Origin of the sequence: Stenotrophomonas sp. PUT21, from assembly GCF_052232875.1 — a bacterium.
Classification (GTDB): domain Bacteria; phylum Pseudomonadota; class Gammaproteobacteria; order Xanthomonadales; family Xanthomonadaceae; genus Stenotrophomonas; species Stenotrophomonas maltophilia_N.
Genome location: NZ_CP197645.1, coordinates 3557336 through 3579840 on the forward strand (window position 1 = coordinate 3557336; position 22505 = coordinate 3579840).

General features: G+C 67.2%; 15 protein-coding genes. 7 read left to right on the forward strand and 8 right to left on the reverse strand.

Annotated features, from left to right (window positions below):
• Positions 1-14: 14 nt before the first annotated feature.
• Positions 15-2111, reverse strand: a complete 2097-nt coding sequence (locus ACTT2I_RS16050; RefSeq protein WP_421098870.1) for a hypothetical protein — start codon at positions 2109-2111, stop codon at positions 15-17.
• A gap of 399 nt (positions 2112-2510) precedes the next feature.
• Here ACTT2I_RS16050 and ACTT2I_RS16055 point away from each other — a divergent pair, with 399 nt between their 5' ends.
• Complete coding sequence (locus tag ACTT2I_RS16055; RefSeq protein WP_088433613.1) at positions 2511-2870, forward strand: helix-turn-helix domain-containing protein; 360 nt, start codon at positions 2511-2513, stop codon at positions 2868-2870.
• 15 nt (positions 2871-2885) lie between these two features.
• On the opposite strand, the gene ung is transcribed toward ACTT2I_RS16055, so the two are convergent.
• The 5 genes from ung to rhlB form a co-directional block, all read right to left on the reverse strand.
• The gene (gene ung / locus ACTT2I_RS16060) at positions 2886-3605 is read right to left on the reverse strand and encodes a uracil-DNA glycosylase (RefSeq protein ID WP_293982546.1); all 720 of its coding nucleotides are present in this window, start codon (positions 3603-3605) and stop codon (positions 2886-2888) included.
• The gene (locus ACTT2I_RS16065) at positions 3602-4444 is read right to left on the reverse strand and encodes a response regulator (protein ID WP_176987995.1); all 843 of its coding nucleotides are present in this window, start codon (positions 4442-4444) and stop codon (positions 3602-3604) included. The genes ung and ACTT2I_RS16065 overlap by 4 nt, the downstream gene beginning before the upstream one ends.
• A 7-nt stretch (positions 4445-4451) precedes the next feature.
• Complete coding sequence (ftsX, locus tag ACTT2I_RS16070; protein WP_088433610.1) at positions 4452-5402, reverse strand: permease-like cell division protein FtsX; 951 nt, start codon at positions 5400-5402, stop codon at positions 4452-4454.
• Entirely contained in the window at positions 5399-6085 is a 687-nt protein-coding gene (ftsE, locus tag ACTT2I_RS16075; protein ID WP_088433609.1) for a cell division ATP-binding protein FtsE, read from the reverse strand. Before ftsE ends, ftsX begins: the two co-directional genes overlap by 4 nt.
• Positions 6086-6189: 104 nt before the next feature.
• Complete coding sequence (gene rhlB, locus ACTT2I_RS16080) at positions 6190-7899, reverse strand: ATP-dependent RNA helicase RhlB (protein ID WP_088433608.1); 1710 nt, start codon at positions 7897-7899, stop codon at positions 6190-6192.
• 559 nt (positions 7900-8458) lie between these two features.
• Between rhlB and trxA the strand changes: the two genes are divergently transcribed.
• Positions 8459-8788: a thioredoxin TrxA gene (gene trxA, locus ACTT2I_RS16085; RefSeq protein WP_019183509.1), complete on the forward strand. Its 330-nt coding sequence runs from the start codon at positions 8459-8461 to the stop codon at positions 8786-8788.
• 222 nt (positions 8789-9010) lie between these two features.
• Positions 9011-10789 carry a transcription termination factor Rho gene (gene rho / locus ACTT2I_RS16090; protein WP_088433607.1) on the forward strand — a complete coding sequence of 593 codons (1779 nt, stop codon included), beginning with the start codon at positions 9011-9013 and terminating at the stop codon, positions 10787-10789.
• Between the two features lie 81 nt (positions 10790-10870).
• On the opposite strand, the gene ACTT2I_RS16095 is transcribed toward rho, so the two are convergent.
• Positions 10871-13402: a glycoside hydrolase family 3 protein gene (locus ACTT2I_RS16095; RefSeq protein WP_421098869.1), complete on the reverse strand. Its 2532-nt coding sequence runs from the start codon at positions 13400-13402 to the stop codon at positions 10871-10873.
• A 386-nt stretch (positions 13403-13788) separates the two neighbouring features.
• Here ACTT2I_RS16095 and ACTT2I_RS16100 point away from each other — a divergent pair, with 386 nt between their 5' ends.
• The gene (locus tag ACTT2I_RS16100) at positions 13789-14850 is read left to right on the forward strand and encodes a LacI family DNA-binding transcriptional regulator (protein WP_421098868.1); all 1062 of its coding nucleotides are present in this window, start codon (positions 13789-13791) and stop codon (positions 14848-14850) included.
• Here the strand turns inward: ACTT2I_RS16100 and ACTT2I_RS16105 are convergent.
• On the reverse strand, positions 14807-16084 hold the full coding sequence (locus tag ACTT2I_RS16105) for a sugar MFS transporter (protein ID WP_293984669.1): 1278 nt from the start codon (positions 16082-16084) through the stop codon (positions 14807-14809). The genes ACTT2I_RS16100 and ACTT2I_RS16105 overlap by 44 nt on opposite strands.
• A 421-nt stretch (positions 16085-16505) precedes the next feature.
• Between ACTT2I_RS16105 and ACTT2I_RS16110 the strand changes: the two genes are divergently transcribed.
• From ACTT2I_RS16110 to ACTT2I_RS16120, 3 genes are all read left to right on the forward strand, one after another.
• A complete protein-coding gene (locus tag ACTT2I_RS16110) occupies positions 16506-19517 on the forward strand; it encodes a TonB-dependent receptor (RefSeq protein ID WP_421098867.1) in 3012 nt (1003 codons plus the stop codon).
• Between the two features lie 111 nt (positions 19518-19628).
• Positions 19629-20645 (forward strand): cupin-like domain-containing protein, encoded by a 1017-nt coding sequence (locus ACTT2I_RS16115; protein WP_421098866.1) that lies wholly within the window; start codon positions 19629-19631, stop codon positions 20643-20645.
• Between the two features lie 250 nt (positions 20646-20895).
• Positions 20896-22482 carry a sensor domain-containing diguanylate cyclase gene (locus tag ACTT2I_RS16120; RefSeq protein WP_293984665.1) on the forward strand — a complete coding sequence of 529 codons (1587 nt, stop codon included), beginning with the start codon at positions 20896-20898 and terminating at the stop codon, positions 22480-22482.
• Positions 22483-22505 lie beyond the last annotated feature (23 nt).

Here is a 22505-nt window from a genome sequence, read left to right on the forward strand (position 1 = left end):
TGCTGCACCGGGCGCTAGTACGCGCCCGGGTTGCTGCTGAAGCTGACCGGCACGCTGATCGTGGCCTGCCCGCCGTTGATCAGGTTCACGCCGACATTCACTGCGTTGCCGCCCACCGCGCCGCCACTGGCCACCGCGCAGGTACTGCCGCTGGTGGCGCTGCAGGTCCAGGCGCCACGCAGCGTGGTGCCGTTGGGCAGGCTGTCGGTGACCACGGCGTTGGTGACGGCATCCGGACCGTCATTGCGGACCAGCAGCGTGTAGGTGGCCGTTCCGCCCGGCGTGTAGCTGCCACTGCCGTCGGTCTTGGTGATCGACAGATCCGCCTGGCGCGTTCGATTGGTGATCCGGCAGACCAGCGTCACTGCGGTGGCGGTCATTGCCGGTGCCTGCAGGGTGAAGCTGCCGCCACTGCCGGAGGAAACCACCGTGTTGTTCTGGTCGGTGCACTGCCAGGTACTGGCATAGCGGGTGAGCGTGGTGCCGGCGGCAGCGGCCTCGGCCAGCGCGTAGCTGCCACCGGGGACGGTGATCACCGCGGCGGTGGCCCCGTTGTTGCCGACGTTGCTGGCCGAGCCGACCGTACTGCCGTTGTAGGTGATGGACAGATTGAACCGGCCGGTGTCGCTGGTCGGCTGCAGGTCCTTGACCAGCTGCAGCGTCGCCGCGCAGGCCTGGGTGACGCCTTCCACGGTGAAGATCGCCTGGCCGATGCGGATGCCGAGCAGGCCGAGAAGGTTGTCGACCAGCCCGCCAAGCACGGCGGTCAGCACCGGCGTGACCAGCCCGTTGACCTGCGTACGGATCGGGGTGAGCAACGCGTTGACGATGCCGTTGACCAGGTCCGCCACCGGCAGCGGCAGCGCCAGGCCGCCCAGCAGCGTGACCGTGGGATTGCCGCTGGTGACCTGGATGCTGAGCGAGTTGACCAGCGTGGAGACCATGGTCGCCGCACTGACGGTGCCGGCATTCAATGTCCGGGTCTGCGGATACGGACCGGTGAAACTCGCGCTCTGCAGCCCGGGCGTGGCGGTGGCGAAGCTGCGGATGCTCACCGTCAGCGGAATGGTGATGTCGGCCACCGGCGTGAGCAGGCCGAGAACATTGGCCGAGACCCGCACCCGCACGCTGAGCGAGGTCAGCGTGGCCGCACTCAGCGCGGTATCGGTCAGCACCGTCGTGCGGTTGAAGAACGTCGCATCGCTGATCTGGCCGACATACAGGTTCACCAGGCCCGGACGCGCCTGCAGCGTGACCGCGTTGCCGACCAGGTTGATCGTCGAGATCGCGCCTTCAGCGCGCGCGACATCGGCGTACACCTGCAGATGCAGGACATCGGCGGAGATGCTGGTGTTGGACAGGCTGACGCCGAGTAGATTGAGCCCGGTGAGCGTCGCCGAGAGCGTGCCGGTGTTCAACCCCTGCACCAGATCCAGATCCAGCTTGATGCGGATCGCCGCACTGTGGAACGCCGCACCGGCCGCACCGCAGCTGTAGACCGGCGGTTCCACCACCTGCAGCCACAGGCGCACGTTCGCCACGCCATTGAGGCCAAGCGCCGCGGTGTTGACCGTGATCGGGGTCGGCGTGGTGAGTACGTTGCGGAAGTTGTACAGCTGCACGCCACCGGTCAACAGATCCAGCACGTTCAGGCGCACGGTCGCCAGCGACCCGGTGGGCAGTGCGATCTGCAGGATATCGGCCAGGCGGATGCTGCCCCCCACACCCGCCGCGCCGAGCGGCAATGCGTTGAGGACATTGGCGGCCGCGGTCTGCCCGTCGGCCTGCAGGACCTGCACCATCGCCGCGCGCAGCTGGCCCAGCGTGATGTTCGCGTTGAGCACCTGGCTGGGATCACTGACCACCACGCCGCCGTTGAGCTGGGTCAGCAACGCGTTGAGATTGATGTTGGCCCCGGCCAGGTTGTTCCAGTCGGCCACGCTGAGATTGAGGGTAGTGCCCGGCAAGAGCGCGCCGAACAGCAGGTTGAGCAGGGGGCTCTGGGTGGAATCGATCGAGGCCAGCCGCGGGCCGGCACTCACACACGCGCCGGCGGTGCAGGCCGATTGCGCGCTGGCCGAAGAAATACCGGCAGTTAATGCGATCAGCATCACAAATAACAGCGATCCAGCCCTCAAGCTGAATCGCCGTAACGCCAACTTCACAACAGAAACTTTATCCATCGGCCATCCCCTGCGTCCGGGCCGAAGCGGTCTTTCACGGGCCGGTGGATACCGACCATGATCGACAGCGCATCGGCCTGCTTCCGATGTTTTGGATGTCCCGGCGCGTCATGGCCGGCTTGAGGGATTAAGTACGTGCACGCAGGGAAACCGTCAAACCGGCCACCTCGCGTGCAGGGGGAAGTTTCACTGTCGCCCGTGGGTTTATCGGCGGAGCGGTTGGAATGACAGGGGTCGTAAGCAGTTCTGTACAGACGGAAAAAAGAATCACTGCCCGGTAAGTATCGATAACCATCCACCGTTCAAGGAACGAGAAAGGGGAAGGCCATGTTGGCGATGTCGGATCGGATTCGCGCAGCACGCACCAGTGCAGGGATGTCACAAACGCAGTTGGCAGTGGAAACCGGGGTCAAGCGCAGCGCCGTCGCGCAATGGGAGCGCCGGGGTGGCACCCATCCGAGTGTGTCGCACCTGGCACATATCGCGGTCAGTACACGGGTGCGCTTCGAGTGGCTGGCTACCGGGCGCGGCGCGTGCAAGGCCAGCGGCGAAGAACTGACGGTGACCGCGCCCGCGCAGGACTACGTGCGCGACGATCTGGAAGGCAACATCCTGTCACTGCTGCGGCGCCTGCCACCACGCAAGCGGCAGGTCGCGCAATCCATCATCGAGATGCTGGCCGTGTAGCCCACGGCCGGGTGCCTACGCCGGCAGCTCCAGCGCGGCACGCGGTGGCAGCGACCAGTCGATGCGGTCGTGGCCACGACGTTGCAGGTACTCGTTGGTCATCGAGAAATGGCGGCAGCCCAGGAAACCGCGATGCGCCGACAACGGCGAAGGATGCGGCGCCTTGAGCACGCGGTGGCGGCCGGTATCGATGACCTTGCCCTTCTGCTGGGCGTAGCTGCCCCACAGCAGGAACACCAGGCCGTCGCGCTCGCGGTTGAGCGTGTCCACCACGTGGTCGGTGAAGCCCTCCCAGCCGCGCCGCTGGTGCGAGCCGGCATTGCCCGCTTCCACCGTCAGCACCGCGTTGAGCAGCAGCACACCACGGTGTGCCCACGGCAACAGGCAGCCATGGTCGGGCCGTGGGAGGCCCAGATCGGCTTCGATTTCTTTATAGATGTTCAGCAGCGACGGCGGCACCGGCACGCCCGGCATCACCGAGAAACTCAGGCCGTGCGCCTGGCCCTGCCCGTGATACGGATCCTGGCCGAGGATGACCACCTTGACCTGGTCGAAGGGCGTGGCATCGAAGGCGGCAAAGATCTGCGGGCCCGGTGGGAACACCTGGGCTCCGGCCGCCTTGCGCTGGCGCAGGAACGCGGAGAGTTCGCGCATGTCCGGGCGCAGCAGGTAATCGCCGATACGCGTCTTCCAGCTCGGTTCGAGCTGGATGCTGGGCACTACATCGTCATTCATCGCACTACAGGCTTGTCGTTGAGGCGGGACAGGCGCAACTGGAACAGCACCTTGGTGATGAGCAGCCGCTCTTCGATCGGCTTCTGCACCAGATCGTTGGCACCGGCCTGGAGCAGACCGGATTGGTTGTGCGGGTTGCCGTCACCGGTCATCACCAGCACCGGCAGGCGGCGCTTGCCATAACCGAAGTCCACGCGCACGCGCTGCACCACATCGCGGCCACTGAGTTCGCCCTTGAGCGTGACATCGGTGAGCACCAGATCGATGCGATGGCTGCTGCGGCCGAGCGACTCGGCGGTGAGCAGCGCGAACGCATCTTCGGCGGTCAGTACGTGCAGCACGTTCAGGCCCTGCCGTTCAAGCATGCGCTTGGTCGCCTCGGCAACGACGCGGCTGTCTTCGACATAGAGAATCGTCGCGCCCGGGATGGTCTCCGGCTGCACGTAGCCGCGGATGAAGGTGGCCAGGGCTTCATGACCGAGCGCCTTGTCGAAATAATCGGTGACGTATTCGGTGAAACGGCGCTGCTCCAGATGCTGCTGCGCGTCGCCGGAGACCACGATCACCGGCACGTAGGCCTGGCCCGCGGCGTCGCGCACGATGCGCGCCAGGTCGAGCCCGTCGCCATCGCTCAGCGTGAGCGACGTGGTGACCAGACTGACCGGGCCGGCATCCAGCGCCGCACGCGCCTCGGCGATGCTCGCACAGCCCACCACCTCCACCGCCGGCAGTTCGCGTTGCAGCACATCGGCAATCAACTTGCGGACCAGCCTGGAGCCATCGACGACCATGACGCGCGGTGCGTCGTCGGCCAGGTGCTTGAGGGCTTGCGGACGCATGCGGGCCTCAGGTTTCGGTCGGGCGGGTCTGGCGCAGGAAATGCCCGGTCACCAGCCAGGCGCCCAGCCAGCCCAGCACCACGGTGCCGAGCAGCACGAACGAGGAATGCAGCAGATCCAGGCCGTGCAGCACGAAGGGGCTGCCGTAACTCTGCGAGAGCGCGGCCAACGGCGGGCGCAGCGCCAGCCCGGCGGCGCCGATCAGTGCCAGCGCCACCGCACCGGCCCCCAGGCCGTACCACGCGCCCAGATACAGGAACGGGCGACGGATGAAGCCATCGCTGGCGCCCAGCAGCTGCAGCACGCCGATCTCATCGCGGCGGGCCTGGATGTCCAGGCGCACCGTATTGCCGACCACCAGCGCGGCACCCAGGCCGAGCAGGACCGACAGCACCTGCACCAGGCGCGTGCCAAAGCCGAGCCAGCCATCCAGGCGCTTGCGCCACAGCGCATCGTGCTGGACCAGATCGGCCTGCGGCAGGCCTTCCAGCGACTGCGCCAGGCGCGCGTCATCGGCGCCCTCGCCCGGGGTCACGATCAGCAGCGTCGGCAGCGGGTTGTCGTGCAACGCGTCGATCGCTTCGCCCAACCCGGCACTCTCGCGCAGCTCTGCCAGGCCCTGCTCGGGGGTCTGCACGGTGACCTTGGCCACATCGGCACGACCGCGCAGGGTCTCGGCGACCTGGCGGGCCGCATCGGCACCGGCGTCGGTCTTGAGGAACAGATTGATGTCGCGCGATTGCTGCACGCTGCCGGCGAAATGCTTGAGGTTGTCCAACGCGATCGACAGGCCCAGCGGCAGGGCCAGCGCCAGCGCCATGACCATCACCGTGAGCAGGGTTGCCCACGGCTTGCGCCAGGCGCGGCCGAGACTGAAGACCACGCTGTGGCCATGATGGTGCAGCCACACGCCGAAGCGCGACGGCGCGGCGGTTTCTTTGGTCACCGGAGTGTTCATTCGGCCAGGTCCTGCGGCGAGATGTCATCGACCAGGCGGCCGTGGTCCAGGATCAGCACGCGCTTGCGCATGCGCCGCAGCAGGGCCAGATCATGGCTGACCACCAGCACGCTGGTGCCGCGGTCGGGCAGCTCGGCGAACAGCGCCATGATTTCCGCTGCCAGGGTCGGATCGAGGTTGCCGGTCGGCTCATCGGCCACCAGCAGCTTGGGCTCGCCGACAATCGCACGGGCGATGCCGACGCGCTGCTGCTCACCGGCCGACAGCTGCGAGGGCAACGCTTTTTCGCGATGGCCCAGGCCCATGCGTTCCAGCACCGAGCGCACCCGCTTGCCGATCTCATTGCGGCGGGTGCCACGCAGGATCAACGGCAGGGCGACATTCTCGGCGATGCTGCGGTCCATCAGCAGGCGGTGGTCCTGGTAGACCGCACCGACCTCGCGCCGATGCCGCGGAATGCTGCCGCCGCGCACCTTCAGCAGGTTGCGCTCATTGAAGATCACCGCGCCGCGGCTGGGCCGCTCGTCGAGATGGATCAACTTGAGCAGGGTGCTCTTGCCCGCACCGGAATGACCGGTGACGAACAGCATTTCCCCGGGGGCGACATCGAAGCTGACGTCCACCAGTGCCTGGTGGCCGCCGGCATATTGTTTGCTGACATTGTCAAAACGCAGGACGCTCATCCTCTGATTATGCAGGACGAGGGTGGCGCGTAGGTAACGGCAACCTGAGGGGGGGCTGATCGGTAGCGCCGGCCAGCGGCCGGCACTACCTCAGCCGTCAGGTCTTACGAACCGGACAGCATCCGGCGGATCTTGCGGCCCAGGCGGGTCAGGAACGACGCGCCCGGATCGGCGGCCGGCGTGCCACGCATCGGCTTGGCGGTCACCTGCACCGGGGTCACCGGGCCGGTGGCTGCCGCGCCTTCGGCACCTTCGACCGGACGGCCATGGCGACGGCGACGACGCTTGCGCGGGGCGCGCTCGCCTTCCACGGCCGGGCTGCCTTCGGCAGACGGCGCGGCGCTCGGGGCCAGCTGCGGCTTGGCGGCGGCATCGGTGGCGACCACCGGCTGCTCGCCTTCCACGCGCGGCTTGCGCTCGCGGCGCGGCTTGCCGTCGGCACTGCGCTCACCCGGGGCGCGGCGCTCGCCACGACCACCGGCCGGCTTGCCGCCACGGCTGCTGCCACCGCCACGACGCTGCTCTTCAGCGGCACGCGCTTCGCGTGCCTCGCGGAAGATCTGGCCGACGCTTTCGTTCTCCTCGCCCTCGGCATCGCCCTCGCCTTCCGGCAACGGTGCACGCGGCGCGCGCGGGATCGGGGTCAGGATTTCGCTGGTGACCGGCTCGACCGGGATCTTCTGCTCGATGTACGCCTCGATATCCGGCAGACCCATCGCGTAGCGCTCGCAGGCGAAGCTGATCGCATCGCCTTCTTCGCCCAGGCGCGCGGTACGGCCGATGCGGTGCACGTAGTCTTCCGCATCGAACGGCAGATCGTAGTTGTAGACGTACTTGATGCCGTCGATGTGCAGGCCGCGGGCGGCGACATCGGTGGCCACCAGGATTTCCAGCTGACCCTTCTGGAAGCGGTTGAGCAGGCTCTCACGCTTCTTCTGCGGCACATCGCCGGACAGCACGCCGACGCGGTAACCGGCCTTTTCCAGCGAACGCGCCACGCGCTCGACGAACACCTTGGTGTTGACGAACACCATGGTGCGGGCGCCTTCGCTGCGCGAGAGCAGGCCCAGCAGCAGCGGAATCTTCTCTTCGTCGGCCGGGAAGTAGATGCGCTGGCGCACGCGTGCGGCTGTGATCGATTCGCTCTCCACCACCAGCTTCTGCGGCTCGTTCATGTGCTCGTAGGCCAGCTCCAGCACGCGGTGGCTGAGCGTGGCGCTGAACAGCAGCGTCTGGCGCGTGGTGCGCTCGGGCATGCGGCGCAGCAGGAAGCGGATGTCCTTGATGAAGCCCAGGTCGAACATGCGGTCGGCTTCGTCGAGCACGCAGATCTCGCAGGCGTGCAGCGAAACCACCTTGTGCTGCTTGACGTAGTCGATCAGGCGGCCGGGGGTGGCGATGATCACGTCCACGCCCTGCTGCAGGATCTCGCGCTGCTTGTCGTAATCCACGCCACCGTAGACCAGCGCAAAGCGCAGGCCGAGGTCGGAGCCGAACTTCACGGCGTCCTTGTGGATCTGGATCGCCAGCTCGCGGGTCGGGGCCAGGATCAGCGCGCGCGGGTCTTCCGGCTTGCGGTCGGCCAGCGCCGGGCGGGTCAGCAGGCGGTTCACCACGGCGACCAGGAAGGCCAGGGTCTTGCCGGTGCCGGTCTGGGCCTGGCCGGCGACGTCGCCGCCGGGCAGCGCGACCGGCAGGGTCAGCGCCTGGATGGGCGTGCAACGGGTGAATCCGGCTCCTTCAAGGCCGGCCTGCAGGGCCGGATGCAGCTCGAAGGAGGAGAAGGTCAAATCGGTCAGCGGTTTGTCGCTCATGAGTCCGTCTTGGTAAGGCCATCCCGGCAGAGGTGCGGGCTGGCTTGCAATCTTGGGGGGCACCGTCGCAAACGGCCCCTGCGCCGGGATTGGCGGGGCCGGACTCCAGGTCCAGGGCGCCGCACAATGCCCCAGTTTAGCGCAATGTCGGCGCCAAACCGGGCTCGCCCGTCGCACGCCGTCATGAGAACGCCCGCCCGGCGCGCCGTTGCCGTACGTAGCAGCGGCTGACATGCGCTCTGCACCCCGTATTCACCCGCCCTGCCGCCGGTTGAACGGGACCACCGGCCGGGCTGGAACCGTCGTCCCGGCCCCGCATATCAACCGGGATCGTCGCGATAACGCAGGTAGGCGATCACGGGACGCTTCTTTCCAACCAGCGTCTGTCCGCTCACGGCGATAGCGGTACACTGCGCCCCGTGAGCGTCCAGGCATCCGCCGAACGCACCGCTGGCCGCCCGCGGCCACGAGGCACCAGACGAGGGTGACGCCCGGTTGGCGTTGCCCAACTTCAACTTCCTCCGGCCCTGCCGGGTGCATTACCAGACGAGAAACCAAGATGAGCGACAAGGTTGTACATGTCGGCGACGCCGACTTTGATAGCGCAGTGCTGAATTCCAAGGAACCGGTGCTGGTCGATTTCTGGGCCGAATGGTGTGGTCCCTGCAAGATGATCGCCCCGGCGCTGGACGAACTGGCCGACGCCTACAACGGCCGCGCCAAGATCGCCAAGGTCAACGTGGACCAGAACCGCGCCCTGGCCGCCAAGTACCACGTGCGTTCGATCCCGATGCTGCTGGTGTTCAAGGACGGCGAAGTCCAGGCCCAGCAGATCGGTGCCGTCGGCAAGGCCCAGCTGGCCGGCATGCTCGACAAGGCCCTGGCCTGATCGCAGCGGGCAGCCGGCCCCGTCCGGCTGCCACGCGGGCCCGTCGCCCGCATGAATGACCCTGCCCCGCCCGGCTTGCGCGCTGCCGCGAGCCGGTGTTAGTGTCGGCACATCCGGCCGCATTCGCGCGCCGCATCTTCTGGACGCAGTTTCCTTCCAGATCCTTTCCCAACGTTCGCCGCCCTGCCGGGCGCTCGCACCTTCTAGCGAGGAATCCAGCACTTGTCCGATATCACTACTTCCGAACCCGGGAGCGCCGACGCGCCCGCCGAGAAGCGCGTGCGCAAGCCGCGCGTCGCCAAGGCCGCCGCCAACACCGCTGCCGACGCAGGTTCCCCCCCCTCACAACCCGCTCTGCCTCTGGCTGCCGCGTCTGACGCGCCGGCGCCGGCTGCTGCTCCTTCGGCAGCCCCGCAGGCATCGGCGCCGGCAGCGCCTGCCGGTGGCGACGCATCGCCCTCGCAGGGCGGTGGTCAGCAGGACACCGGCGACGGTGGCCAGCGCAACCAGAATGGCCGTCACCAGAACCAGCAGGGCGGGCAGAACCCGTACCAGCAGGGTCAGGGCCAGAACCAGGGTCAGGGCCAAGGCCAAGGCAACCGCCGCGACCGTTTCCGCAATCGCCGTGACCGCAACCGCGGTGGCGATCGCTACAACGACGACGGCATGCCGCAGGACAACGGCGAACAGCAGCCGTTCGTGCGCAGCCAGCAGGCCAACGTGCCCGAAGGCTTCCCGGTCTATTCGCTGAGCGACCTCAAGCGCATGCCGGCGCAGAAGCTGCTGGAAATCGCCGAGCAGCTGCAGATCTCCGAAGGCGTGGCCCGTGCCCGCAAGCAGGACGTGATCTTCGCCCTGCTCAAGGTGCTGACCCGCCATGGCGACGGCGTCGCCGCCGACGGCGTGCTGGAAATCCTGCCGGACGGCTTCGGCTTCCTGCGCGCGGCCGAAGCCAGCTACCTGGCCGGCCCGGACGATACCTACATTTCGCCCAGCCAGATCCGCCGCTTCAACCTGCGCACCGGCGACCACTTGTCCGGCCGCATCCGCTTCCCGAAGGACGGCGAGCGCTACTTCGCGCTGTCGATCGTGGACACCATCAATGGTGAGCCGCTGGAAGCGTCCAAGAACAAGGTGCTGTTCGAGAACCTGACCCCGCTGTTCCCGCGCAAGCGCTTCACCCTGGAACGCGGCAACGGTTCGTCCGAAGACATCACCGGCCGCATCCTCGATCTGATGGCACCGCAGGGCAAGGGTCAGCGTTCGCTGATCGTCTCCCAGCCCAAGGCCGGCAAGACGATGATGATGCAGCAGGTGGCCACTGCGATCACCACCAATCATCCGGACGTGCACCTGATCGTGCTGCTGATCGATGAGCGCCCGGAAGAAGTGACGGAAATGCAGCGCACCGTGCGCGGCGAAGTCATCAGCTCCACCTTCGACGAGCCGGCCGCTCGTCACGTGCAGGTCGCCGAAATGGTGATCGAGCGTGCCAAGCGCCTGGTCGAGCACAAGAAGGACGTGGTGATCCTGCTCGACTCGATCACCCGCCTGGCACGTGCCTACAACAACGTGGTGCCCAGCTCCGGCAAGGTGCTCACCGGTGGTGTGGATGCCAATGCCCTGCACCGTCCGAAGCGCTTCTTCGGCGCGGCGCGCAACGTGGAGGAAGGCGGCAGCCTGACCATCATCGCCACCGCGCTGGTCGATACCGGCAGCAAGATGGACGAGGTGATCTACGAAGAGTTCAAGGGCACCGGCAACAGCGAAGTGCACCTGAGCCGTCGCATCTCCGAAAAGCGCGTGTTCCCGGCAATCGACATCAACCGCTCGGGCACCCGTCGCGAAGACCTGCTGATCGAACCGGAACTGCTGCAGAAGATCTGGATCCTGCGCAAGCTGCTGCATCCGATGGATGAAATGGCCGCAATGGAATTCCTGCTCGACAAGATGAAGAACACCAAGTCCAACGACGAGTTCTTCGGTTCGATGAAGCGCTGACACGCGTTCCAGGCGAACAGAAAAAGGCCCCGCATCGCGGGGCCTTTTTCGTTGAGGGGGATGTCCGGGCAGCGCCCGGCGCTACGGGCAGCGCACCACGCCCGCCGCGTTGTCTGCATCCACCGATACGCGCACCTGGGTGAACGCCGCCGCGAACGGCTTGTCGGCGCTCACCACGAACGGCGCTTCCACCGCACCCAGGTCCACGCCCTGCTGGGCAAAGCACGCCAGCGGTACGGTCACGGTCTGCTTCTGCCCCGGCGAAAGCCTGGCCAGGACCGGCGCGATATCCACCCCTCCCTCGCAGCCGGTACCGCACTGCATGGTCACCTTCACCGGCGAGCCCGGGCGCTGCACCAGCTGCACATCGAACTGCAGCGCGCCGTGGTTGCGTGCCAGCGCGCCCAGGTTGCGCCGCGAGGAACTGCGTGCGATCAACTGCGCCGGCGCCAGCCAGGTCACTTCCTTGGCATCCTGCTGGGTATTGATCTGCACGGTGCGTACCTGCACTACCGGCGCGGCGGCCGGCCAGCGCAACGTGGCGTTGAGATCGTTGCCCAGCGGCTGGGTGGCACCGCCGGCCGCCACATGCAGCGCGAACGGCGGCGTGTCGGCCCGGTTGAAGATCGGCAGCGTGGTGACTTCGCCGCAGTTGTCCGGGTTGGCCTCGGGCAGGCGGTCGACCTTGCCCGGTGCGCGGTAGCTCAGGCCATGGCCGAGCGCGAACAGCGGCGGCTGCTTAGGGTCCGGGCGGTCGATCGGCGCGGGGCAGGGAACGCCCGGCCACGGGAAGCTCAGGCGCCCGCGGAAATCATGTGCGGGCTTGCCGTCCTTGCCAGCCACCAGCACATCGGTGATGCCCTTGCCCTCAGTGCCCGGCAGCCACGCGGCCACGAAGGCCTGCGACTGGTTGAGCAGGTCGTTGGTGTACATCGGGCGCCCGGAGAAGTAGACGGTCACCACCGGCTTGCCACTGGCCTGGGCAGCGCGCAGCACGGCCAGATCCTGCGGATACGCGCGGCTGTGGCTCACCGAATCAGAAGCCAGGATGTCGCCGTTGGTTTCGGCATAGGGCGTCTCGCCGATCACCGCCACCACGACATCGAACCGGGTGGGGTCCAGCGCCGTCGCATCGGCGCTGTAGGCAACCTGCTGGGTGCCCAGCTCGGCACGCAGCGCACCGAGCACCGAGTCGGCATGCGGGAAGTCGGCATTGCGGTTCTCGGTGCCCTGCCAGGTCAGCGACCAGCCGCCGGACTGGTCGGACAGGTTGTCGGCGCTCTTGCCGACCACCATGACCCGCGCATCGCGGCGCAGTGGCAACACCTTGGCATCGTTCTTGAGCAGCACCAGCGACTCGCGCACGGCCTGGCGTGCCAGCTCACGGTGCTGTACCGCGGCGACATCGCCGGCGTAGCGGCTGTCGGACGGCTTGTGGTCGAACAGGCCCGCGCGCAGCTTCACGCGCAGGATGCGGGTGACCGCATCATCGATGCGCGCCATCGGGATCTCCCCGCTCTCCACCTGGGCCATGGTGTTGGCGATGAACGCCTTCCAGTCGTCGGGCACCATCACCATGTCGATGCCGGCGTTGATCGCCTGCGCGCAGCTGTCGTTGCGGCACCCGGGTATCTGGGCAATACCGTTCCAGTCGGAGACGACGAAACCGTCAAAGCCCATCTTCTCTTTCAGCGCACCGGTCAGCAGGGCCTTGTTGCCGTGCATCTTGCCGTAGTCGACGCCGCCACTGCGGTCGTTCCAGCTGTTGAACGAGGCCATCACCGTCTGCACGCCTTCGCCGAGGGCGCCGTAGTAGCCCTGCCCGTGCACGTTGATCATCGTGGCCTTGTCGACCAGCGCCTCCCCCTGGTCGCGGCCGTTGTCGGTCGCGCCATCGCCGATGTAGTGCTTGGCGGTAGCGACGACATTGCCGTCGTCGCCAAAGCGCCCCTGCGCGCCCTTGACGTAGGCCTGGGCGAATGCGCGGATCACGTGCGGGTCGGAGGAGTAGCTTTCGTAGGTGCGGCCCCAACGTGGATCGTGCGCCACCGCCAGGGTCGGCGCGAACACCCAGTCGATACCCGTCGCGCGCACCGCGTGGGCGGTGGCCTGGCCGATCCGTTCGATCAGCGCGGCATCGCCGGCCGCGCCCAGCCCGATGTTGTGCGGGAACAGCGTAGCGCCGTACACGTTGTTGTGGCCGTGCACCGCATCGGTGCCCCAGATCACCGGGATCGGCGTGCGTGCATCGGTGGCCAGCGAGGCCGCGCGGTACGCATCGGCCAGCTGCAGCCACTGCGCCACCGTGGCGTGCTTGTCCATGCCCGGCCAAGAGCCGCCGCCATTGAGGACCGAGCCGATGTAGTACTGGCGGACCTCATCGGGCGTGATCATCTTGATCTCGGGCTGGGTCATCTGGCCCACCTTCTGTGCCAGCGTCATCTGCCCCACGATCTCCCGCACGCGCGCCTCCAGCGCGGCATCGGGCCCGATGGCGCTGGTCACGTGGGGCCAGTCCTGCAGGCGTTCACCGGTGGCCGGTGCGGCACCGGCCGTCGAGGCCAGCGCAGCCAACAGGCAGGTGGCGAGTATCGTCTTGTTGGAGCTGATCACTGGACATCTTCCTCTGATGAAATATGCGCGAACGGGACGGGCGTGACCGCAGCCGGGCACCGCCCGCGCCGCGATGTCGCGGGCCGGCGGGTGGCGATACCGCCTCGGTCAGCGCCCTGTCTGACAGCGCTGTCATATAAGCCCATGGCAACGCTGTCAACCGCCTGCGCACAGCGTTGCTGGCCAAGTCCCGCTGCAGCAGGGATCGCCGGCGAAGACGCTCGCCCACCGTCGCCTGAAGTGCTGCATCGCGGCATGGAAAACACGAACCCGCCACGCACGTCGCCGGCATGGCAACATCCGCCTGCATCGGCAACATCGATGTGACACACGCGCACTACCATCGGCATCTGCCCGCCCGCCCCTCCAAGAGGAACCCCCGCATCATGCGTAGTCGTATCGAGGATGTCGCCGCCGTTGCGGGGGTATCGATCAAAACGGTGTCCCGCGTGCTCAACAACGAGCCCAACGTGCGTGCGGAAACGCGTGATCGCGTGCTGGCCGCGGTGACCCGCCTCGGCTACAAGCCCAACCTCTCGGCGCGCAGCCTGGCCGGGCAGCGCTCGTACGCGCTGGCGCTGGTCTACAACAACCCCTCGCGCAATTACCTGATGGAAATCCAGAACGGGATGCTGGAGGCCTGCCACGCCAACCACTACAACCTGATCCTGGGCCCGGTCGGCACCGCGCGCCGCACGCTGCCGGACCTGGCCGCGCTGTTCGAGAATTCGCGCCCTGACGGGGTGGTGCTGATCCCGCCGCTGACCGACGACGCGGTGGTGCTGGCCTATCTGGAAGAGCACGAGATTCCGTATGCCTCCATTGCGCCGCGGCACCCCGAGGGCTGCATCGGGGTGCGCATGGACGAGACCACCGCGGTGGTCGAACTGATCGGCCATCTGGTCGCGCAGGGCCATCAACGCATCGGCCACATCAAGGGGCCGCGTGCGCATGGCGCCTGCCAGTGGCGTCACGCCGGCTATCGCCAGGCGCTGCGCCGCTACGGCATCGAGTACGACCCGGCGCTGGTGGTCAACGGCCAGTTCTCGTTCGAATCCGGCATCGACGCGGCCAACGCGCTGCTGGATCTGCCAGCGCCGCCGACGGCGATCTTCGCCGCCAACGACGACATGGCCGCCGCCGTGTTCCGCGTCGCCGGCCAACGCGGCCTGCGCATCCCGCGCGACCTGTCGGTGTGCGGCTTCGATGACACGCCGATCGCCGGGCATATCTACCCGGCACTGACCACCGTGCGCCAGCCGACCGCCTCGATGGGACGGCTGGCCACCGAGCAGTTGATCGACCGCATCCGCTCCCCGGAGGCCGGCATCATGGTCACCGTCGACCACGCGGTGCTGGTGCGCGAATCCACGCACCCCCCCGCGGCGCCGCTGAGCGCCTGCCTCAGGTGCTGTGGCGAGAACCGCGCCACGCATAGAAGGCAATGAACAGGTAGCACAGCATCGGCAGCAGGAAGGACACCTGCAGCCCGTGATGGTCGGCCAGCCAGCCCATCGCCAGCGGGATCACCGCGCCGCCCACGATCGCCATCACCAGCAGGCTCGATGCCTGCCCGGTGAGCGTGCCCAGGCGGGCGATCGCCAGCGCGAAGATGGTCGGGAACATGATCGAGTTGAACAGGCCGATGCTGACCACGCTCCACTTGGCCAGGTTGCCGCTGCCCAGCATCGTCACCGTGAGCAGCGCGATCACGATCAGCGCGAAGACTCCCAGCATGCGGCGCGGGTCCAGGCGGGTCAGCAGGGCCGCACCAAGCAGACGCCCGACCAGCGCACCGCCCCAGTACAAGGACACGTAACGCGTGGCTTCCTGCTCGGTCAGCCCCTCACCGATGCCGGGCATCGAGAGGAAATTGACCAGCACGCTGCCGATCGACACCTCCGCGCCCACGTAGAAGAAGATGGCCAGCACGCCATAGCGCAGGTGGCGGTGGCGCAACGCATCGCGCAGGCGGCCGCGGCCGGTGGCTGCCACGCCTTCCACGCCGGGAATGGCCGGCAGGCGGAACATCCAGATCGCCACCGCCAGCACGAACAGCGCCACCGCCAGGCCGAAGTACGGCAGCTGCACCGATTGCGCTTCGGCCGCGCGGTAGGCCAGCGCTTCGGCCTGCGGCAGCAGGGCCAGCTCATCGGCCGTGCGCGGCGCGGCCGAGAGGATCAGCAGACCACCGAACAACGGCGCAATGGTGGTGCCCAGCGCATTCATCGACTGCGCCAGCGTCAGCCGGCTGGAGCTGGTCTGTTCCGGCCCGAGCAGCGCCACGTAGGGATTGGCGGCGACCTGCAGCACGGTGATGCCGGTGGCCAGCACGAACAGCGCGCCGAGGAACAGGCCGTACACATGCGCCTGCGCCGCGGGCCAGAACAGCAACGCGCCCACGCCGGCAATGGCCAGGCCGGCGACGATGCCGCGCTTGTAGCCCACCGCCGCGACCAGGCGCCCGGCCGGGAGCGACATCAGGAAGTACGCACCGAAAAAGGTGAACTGGACCAGCATCGCCTGCACCCAGGTCAGCGCGAACGCCGCCTTGAGGTGCGGGATCAGGATGTCGTTGAGGCAGGTGAGAAAGCCCCACATGAAAAAGATGGCAGTGACCACGGCCAGTGCAACGCCATTGCTTTGCACGTGTTGTCCGCGGACGGCAGCAGGAGTGTCCATTGCATGTCCTTCCAGATTGGGAGTGCCGGCCAGTCGGCGGCCAGACATGGAACCTGCTTGGACTGCGATTGTCCAGCGCTGTCAGCCAACCACGCCACGGGCCGGTTACTGCGGCGGTGAACGTGCCCGAGCGACTTCGCGCAGTTTCGTTCTGCACTGCACAACGGATCAGCGTCGTCCATCGCGATGCCTACGTCCCGGCGAAATCAGGCGGCAGCGCCCGCGTTGCAGTGTTTCCGCTCCACACGGGGCCGATGCAGCTGCGATGCGGGAGGCGTGACGGGCGTCGAGGGAAGCGCACTGCGGATGACGTTTGTTGACAACGCTGTCAACCATGGCTCCAATCCGGGCCGTGCGCACTGGAACCCGCGCCGACACAACGCAGAACCGCCACGATCGAATTCCCTGGGGAGGGATCATCATGAAGACGTACAAGGCCGTACCCCGCAAGGCGATGCTCACCTCCGCACTTCTCGCTGTCCTGGCCGGTCCGGCCTGGGCACAGGATCCCGCGGCCCGAGAGACCACCACGACGGCCCCAGATGGCGTCGATCCCACCACGCTCGATACGGTGCAGGTCACCGGCATCCGTGGCAGCCTCACCTCGTCGATGAACCTCAAGCGCGACAGCCAGGGTGTGGTCGACGGCATCGTTGCCGAAGACATCGGCAAGTTCCCGGATACCAACCTGGCCGAATCGCTGCAGCGCATCAGCGGCGTCTCGATCGACCGCACCGCCAGTGGCGAGGGCTCGAAGGTGACCGTGCGCGGCATCGGCCCGGACTACAACCTGGTGCTGCTCAACGGCCGGCAGATGCCCGCCTCCAACCTCGGCGCCGGCGGCGCCGGCCTGAACAGTTCGCGCTCGTTCGATTTCGCCAACCTGGCCGCCGAGTCGGTGTCGGCGGTGGAGGTCTACAAGACCGGCCGTGCCGACAATCCGGCCGGTGGCATCGGTGCGACGATCAACATCAAGACGATGCGCCCGCTGGAGTCCGAACCGGTGATCAGCCTCGGCCTGAAGGCGGTCAACGATTCCTCCAACGACAACCTGCCGCGCACGCTGCAGGGCTCGAAAGTGACCGGTGAGCTGTCCGGCATCTTCAGCCAGACCTATGCCGATGGCCGCTTCGGCGTGGCGCTGAGCGCCAGCCACCAGGAACGCGACTCCGGCTTCAACCAGGCCACCGTGGCCGAGGGCTGGGCGACCTTCCGCGGCAACGAAGCCACCGACTGGCGGGGACTGCCGCTGCCGGGCCAGGGCTATTCGGACCGCATCACCAACCGTCCGGATCCCGACGATATCTACGGCCGCCCGCAGAACACCGCGTACAACGTCAATGGCGTACAGCGCCAGCGCACCAACGGCCAGGCTACGTTCCAGTGGAAGCCGGCCGACAACATCACCACCACGCTCGACTACACCTTCGTCGAGAACAAGGTGCAGCAGCAGCGCAGCGAGCTGTCGGTGTGGTTCAACTACGGCCCGGGCGACAGCACCTGGACCAACGGCCCGATCGCAGCACCGATCATCTACAGCGAAGACATGACCGGCTCGGACGTCTCGATGGGCGGAATGAAGCTGGCCACCAAGAACTCGATGGATTCGCTGGGCTTCAACGTCGATTGGGAAGTCAACGACGCGCTGGACCTGTCCTTCGATGTCCACAACTCCACCGCCGAATCGCAGCCGGACGGCCCCTACGGCTCGGCCGGCGTGCTCGGCGTGGCCGCCTTCGTCCGCGGCACCACCACCGTGGACTACAGCGGCGACCTGCCGATCATCCACATGGACCTGCCGCCGGGCGGTGTGCAGGCTTCCGATGCGCTGGTCACCGGCTCGGTCTTCCAGAACAGCTACAACAAGTCCAAGGTCGAGCAGTACCAGGGCCGCGGTACGTTCAAATTCGCGGACTACTCGGCGCTGGACTTCGGCGTCGGCTACACCCAGGTGGAAAACCGCTCGGCCTCGGCCATCATGCAGCGCAACAGCTGGGGCGGCCTGGGCGATCCGTCGGACTACGATGACAACATCTGGTACGCCGATAACATGAGCCGCTACTTCAAGGCGTTCTCCGGCCACAACGATCCGCGCATGACCGGCCGCTTCCTGGTCTTCGATTTCGACCGCCTGCGTGCGCAGGCGGCCGGGGTCGCCACCGATGCAGAACCGGCCTGCCCGACCTGCTATGTCGCCCCGACCGAGTACTCCGAGGACATCCGCACCACGGAGAAATCCAAGAGCGCCTACGCGCAGTACCGCACGACGTTCGACTGGTCGATGCCGCTGCACGTGGCAGCAGGCGTGCGTTACGAGCAGACCGAAGTGGAATCGCAGGCGCTGGTCCGCCTGCCGACCGGGATCAGCTGGGGCTCGGCCAACGAGTTCAATGTGACCTACGACGCCAACGGCACCTTCGTCGGCGGCACCGGCAAGTACAACTATGTGCTGCCCAACCTCGATCTGAAGCTGGACATCAACGAGGCGCTCGCGCTGCGTGGCAGCTACAGCCGCAGCATCGGCCGGCCGGGCTGGACCCAGATCCAGAGCGGCTCGCGGGTGGACGACATCGTGCGCACCCAGGGCGGCACCGGCTCGCGTGGCAACCCGGGGCTGGAGCCGCTGGTGTCGGACAACTTCGACCTGTCGCTGGAGTGGTACTACGGGGAATCCAGCTACGCCTCGGTCGGCTTCTTCCGCAAGAACATCAAGAACTTCATCAGCAACACCATCGTGCGCGAGAACACCGGCACCCTGCACACGCCGGTCGGCGGCGCGTACTGGAACGAGGCGCTGGGGTCGGGCTGCGGCGCGACCGACATGCCCTGCATCCGCGATTACATCTTCACCAACCATGCCGGCGACCCGGGCGTGACCTACACCGGCCGCAATTCGGCCGGGCAGATGACCGGTACCATCGTCGGCCAGCCGGGTGATCCGGTCGCCGGGTTCGACACCACCGTGCCGGCCAACCAGCACTCCGACCATCTGGACGGCTGGGAACTGGCGGTGCAGCACCTGTTCGGCCAATCCGGCTTCGGCCTGGCGGCCAACTACACCAAGGTGAAGTCCGGCCTGACCTTCGACAATTACAGCCTGGGCGACCAGTACCCGATGATCGGCTTGAGCGACTCGGCCAACCTCGTGGCGTTCTATGAAAAGAATGCCTGGCAGGTCCGTGCGGCCTACAACTGGCGCGACAAGTTCCTCAACGGCATCGGCGGCCAGGGCCCCAACCCGAACTACACCGAAGCCTACGGCCAGCTCGATCTCAACATCAGCTACGCGGTCAGCGACCAGCTGACGCTGAGCCTGGAGGCGATCAACCTGACCGACGAGACCATGCGCACCTACGCGCGCCATTCCAACATGCTGCGCTACGCCACCCAGACCGGCCCGCGTTACATGTTCGGCGTGCGCTACAAGTTCTGAGCCAGCCGCCCCCACCTGCAGCACCGGAAGGCCGCGCTCACCCCGCGGCCTTTCGCTTCCCTCACCCCCGCGCTACCGTGGGTGCCACCCGCCGCTGCCGCCAGGAAGCTGATGTCCACCATGCCCGGCCCGATCGAGGAACTGCGTGATCTGGATCCGGCGCAGCTGCGTGCGCAGTTGCCGGGTTGGACGACGCCGAAGGTGATCCGCGGGCTGGTGGCCGGGTGGCCGCTGGTCGCCGCAGCGACGCAGTCCGCACAGGCGGCGGTCGCGCATCTCAAACAGTTCGACCACGGCACGATGCCGGTCACCGCCACCACGGCACCGCCGGAGGCCAAGGGGCGTGTGTTCTATAACGCGGAGATGAGCGGCTTCAATTTCCGCCGCGAGCAGATCCCATTGAAGGTCGTGCTCGACACCCTGCTCAAGTACGCCCCTGCACCGGCGCCGCCGTCGATCTACGTCGCCTCGACCACGCTGGACAGTTTCCTGCCCGGCTTCCGCCAGGCCAATGCACTGGACATGGGCGTAGCCGATCCGCTGGCCAGCATCTGGATCGGCAACCGCTCGCGCATCGCCGCCCACCAGGACGTGCCGGACAACCTCGCCTGCGTGGCGGCCGGCCGCCGCCGCGTGACCCTGTTCCCGCCGGCGCAGGTGGGCAATCTGTATATCGGGCCCCTGGACTTCACGCCGGCCGGTCAGGCGGTCAGCCTGGTCGACTTCGCTGCACCGGACCTGGCCCGCTTCCCACGCTTCAGCGAGGCGCTGGCGCACGCACAGGTGGCCGAGCTGGGGCCCGGCGATGCCGTGTTCATTCCCTCGCTGTGGTGGCACCACATGGAAGGGCTGGACGCCTTCAATGTACTGGTCAATTACTGGTGGCGGCCGGTGCCGGCGTGGATGGATGCGCCGATGAACGCACTGATGCTCTCCCTGCTCGCCATCCGCGATCTGCCGCCGGCGCAGCGCGCCCACTGGCAGGCGCTGTTCCAGCATTACGTCTTCGAGGCCGATGATCACACCGCCGCGCACATCCCCGAGGCCGTGCGTGGCGTGCTCGGCCCGCTCGACCCGGCCGGCGCCGATCACCTGCGCGGCGTGCTGCGCAAGCGTCTGGAGCGCTGAGGCGCGCCCGCGGGTGCCCTTACGGGAGGCAGCGTGCCGCCACGGCGGCGCCTCACTTCACCCATGCAGGGGCGTTATCCGCAATAATCGCCGCCGCAAGAGTTGTTGACCGCCCGGGGGCGGGGTCGTCGAACGGCGAGCGCGGGACGCGCACCGGGTCGGCACTGTGTCGTGCGCTCCTGACTGCTTCGCTGCTGCCGTTCCACCCGCGTGTTCCGGTTGGTGCTGCACCCTGCTGCCCGTGACCTGCATGCGCCCGTTGTCCGCCCGCCTCAACCTCGGCACGTTGATCCTTGCCCTGGCCCTGCTCAGCGCCATCATCGCGCTGGCCAATACCCTGCATGCCAGCTACCGCGTGCAGCGCGAACAGCTGATCGGCAACACGCTGGAAGCCAACCGCGTGTATGCCAGCAAGCTTGCCGAATCGACCCAGAACTTCGTGCTGTCGGCCCAGCAGCAGGTTGCCTACAGCGCGACCCTGCTTGGTCAGCGCCGGCATGATCGCCCGGCACTGGAGGCCGAGGCTGCGCGCCTGCAGCTGCAGACCAACAGCTTCAATTCGGTTTTGATCGTCGATGCCGGCGGCACCGTGCTGGCCACCTCACCGCAGAGCCTGGCGCTGCAGGGTGTGCTGCTCAAGAGCGCCGGCAACCGCGATGCGCTCGCCCGCCGCGTGCCGTTCATCAGCGATCCGTACCAGTCGGCCACCGGCCGGCTGCTGGTGGCGATCTCGCACCCGATCTTCTCCACGCAGGGCGAGTACCAGGGCTACGTCAGCGGCACCATCTACCTGCGTCAGCGCAGCATCCTGCAGTCGCTGCTGGGCAAGCATTACTACCGTGATGGCTCCTACCTGTACGTGGTCGACCGCCACGGCCGCATCCTGTACCACATCGAGCAGGACCGGGTCGGCCAGTTCGCACTGGAGAACCCGGCCGTGCAGGCGGTCACCCAAGGCCACTCCGGCGCCCAGCAGGTACGCAACAGCCACGGCGTGCAGATGCTGGCAGGCTACGCACCGGTGCCGAGCGTCGGCTGGGGTGTGGTGGCCCAGCGGCCGACCACGGCCACGTTGGCGCCGCTGTCGCAGCTGATGTCCTCGGTGATCTGGAATGCGATCCCACTTGGCATCCTGTCGCTGCTGATCACCTGGTGGTTCGCGCGGCGCATCTCGCTGCCACTGTGGCAGCTGGCGCGCAACGTGCAGAACCGCGATACCGGCATCGCCATCCGCCACGTCACCGGCATCCGCGCCTGGTACTACGAGGTTGCCCAGCTCAAGAACGCCCTGCTGTACAGCTTCAACTTGCTGCAGGACCGGATCGGCAAGCTCAACCGCGCCAGCATGACCGATCCGTTGACCGGCCTGCAGAACCGGCGTGGCCTGCAGCAGGGGCTGGAAGACTGGCAGGCACGCGGGCAGCCGTTCGGCATCATCGCGCTGGATATCGACCGCTTCAAAACCATCAACGACCGCTTCGGCCACGCGGTCGGCGATGCCGTGATCCTGCGCATCGCGCAGCTCATGCGCGATGACGCGCGCGATACCGACCTGCTCTGCCGCAATGGCGGTGAGGAGTTCCTGATGCTGCTGCCGGGCATCGATGTCACCAACGCCGCTCGGGTTGCCGAGCGCCTGCGCGTGCAGGTGGCCGCTGAAGTCTTCGAGCAGGTTGGCACGGTTACGGTGTCGCTGGGCGTGGCGCACTACCCGACCTACCATGACGATCCGCAGCAGGCGCTGCGGCTGGCCGACAAGGCGCTGTACATGGCCAAGGAACAGGGTCGCAACCGCACCGTGGTGTATCCGCAGCCCGACAGCCCAAGCGTCGGTTGAGACGAGGATCGCGGGCAGCACGC

Excerpts from the sequence above, each read along its gene's own strand:
- trxA (WP_019183509.1), top strand. The coding sequence starts at position 8,459 with ATGAGCGACAAGGTTGTACATGTCGGCGACGCCGACTTTGATAGCGCA.
- ung (WP_293982546.1), bottom strand. The coding sequence starts at position 3,605 with ATGAATGACGATGTAGTGCCCAGCATCCAGCTCGAACCGAGCTGGAAG.
- ftsE (WP_088433609.1), bottom strand. The coding sequence starts at position 6,085 with ATGAGCGTCCTGCGTTTTGACAATGTCAGCAAACAATATGCCGGCGGC.
- ACTT2I_RS16050 (WP_421098870.1), bottom strand. The coding sequence starts at position 2,111 with ATGCTGATCGCATTAACTGCCGGTATTTCTTCGGCCAGCGCGCAATCG.
- ACTT2I_RS16105 (WP_293984669.1), bottom strand. The coding sequence starts at position 16,084 with ATGGACACTCCTGCTGCCGTCCGCGGACAACACGTGCAAAGCAATGGC.
- ACTT2I_RS16065 (WP_176987995.1), bottom strand. The coding sequence starts at position 4,444 with ATGCGTCCGCAAGCCCTCAAGCACCTGGCCGACGACGCACCGCGCGTC.
- rhlB (WP_088433608.1), bottom strand. The coding sequence starts at position 7,899 with ATGAGCGACAAACCGCTGACCGATTTGACCTTCTCCTCCTTCGAGCTG.
- ACTT2I_RS16115 (WP_421098866.1), top strand. The coding sequence starts at position 19,629 with ATGTCCACCATGCCCGGCCCGATCGAGGAACTGCGTGATCTGGATCCG.
- ACTT2I_RS16120 (WP_293984665.1), top strand. The coding sequence starts at position 20,896 with ATGCGCCCGTTGTCCGCCCGCCTCAACCTCGGCACGTTGATCCTTGCC.
- ACTT2I_RS16110 (WP_421098867.1), top strand. The coding sequence starts at position 16,506 with ATGAAGACGTACAAGGCCGTACCCCGCAAGGCGATGCTCACCTCCGCA.
- ftsX (WP_088433610.1), bottom strand. The coding sequence starts at position 5,402 with ATGAACACTCCGGTGACCAAAGAAACCGCCGCGCCGTCGCGCTTCGGC.
- ACTT2I_RS16100 (WP_421098868.1), top strand. The coding sequence starts at position 13,789 with ATGCGTAGTCGTATCGAGGATGTCGCCGCCGTTGCGGGGGTATCGATC.
- ACTT2I_RS16055 (WP_088433613.1), top strand. The coding sequence starts at position 2,511 with ATGTTGGCGATGTCGGATCGGATTCGCGCAGCACGCACCAGTGCAGGG.